This is a genomic window from Tomitella cavernea (assembly GCF_016599145.1).
Classification (GTDB): Bacteria; Actinomycetota; Actinomycetes; order Mycobacteriales; family Mycobacteriaceae; genus Tomitella; species Tomitella cavernae.
Window position 1 is genome coordinate 1 of the sequence record NZ_JAENKO010000114.1, and the last position, 663, is coordinate 663.

At 65.0% G+C, this 663-nt stretch carries 1 protein-coding gene and 1 rRNA gene; one reads left to right on the plus strand and one right to left on the minus strand.

Annotated features, from left to right (window positions below; translation table 11 throughout):
• Positions 1 to 325, plus strand: a 325-nt coding sequence (locus JJ683_RS18710; protein ID WP_443734005.1) for an IS1634 family transposase, incomplete at its 5' end; no start/stop codon positions are given.
• 240 nt (positions 326 to 565) lie between these two features.
• Here JJ683_RS18710 and rrf read toward each other — a convergent pair.
• Positions 566 to 663: ribosomal RNA gene (gene rrf / locus JJ683_RS18715) — 5S ribosomal RNA — on the minus strand; the annotation flags it as partial.

Here is a 663-nt window from a genome sequence, read left to right on the forward strand (position 1 = left end):
GATCGGCAAGTACCACGACCTGTGGCATGTGGAGCAGTCGTTCCGCATGTCGAAGACCGACCTGCGGGCGCGGCCGATCTTCCACCGCACCCGCGATGCGATCGAGGCGCACCTGACGATCGTATTTGCCGCCCTGGCGGTCTCCCGCTACCTGCAGGACCACGCCGGCGTGTCGATACGGCAGCTCGTGCAGGTGCTGCGGCCCCTGCAGGAGATCACCGTGGTGATCGCAGGCCACGAACATACCGCCGCTGATCCGATCGGCCCCGAGGCCGCCGAGATCCTGCACAAACTCCAGATCCCGGCCGACTCGCCAGGGCACTAAACCTGTGCAACTCAGGTCCTATGTCTCCATGGAAGACATGGCCGTCGCGGTGGTCGACGAACTCGCGGATCCCAGCTTTCGCGGACAACGGTTCACCGTCGCAACTGCCACGAACTGACCGCTCAGGGACCCCTCGCCATTCGCGTAGCCGGCTGAGGAGGGGCAGAATGCCACGGTAGAGACGTGTCGGGCCCGGCCCCCCGTAGGGGGTCGGGCCCGACACGTTTCCATCAACTATTTGTGCGGCAGTGACCTACTCTCCCACACCCCACGGGTGCAGTACCATCGGCGCAGTAAGGCTTAGCTACCGGGTTCGGAATGGGACCGGGCGTGACCCT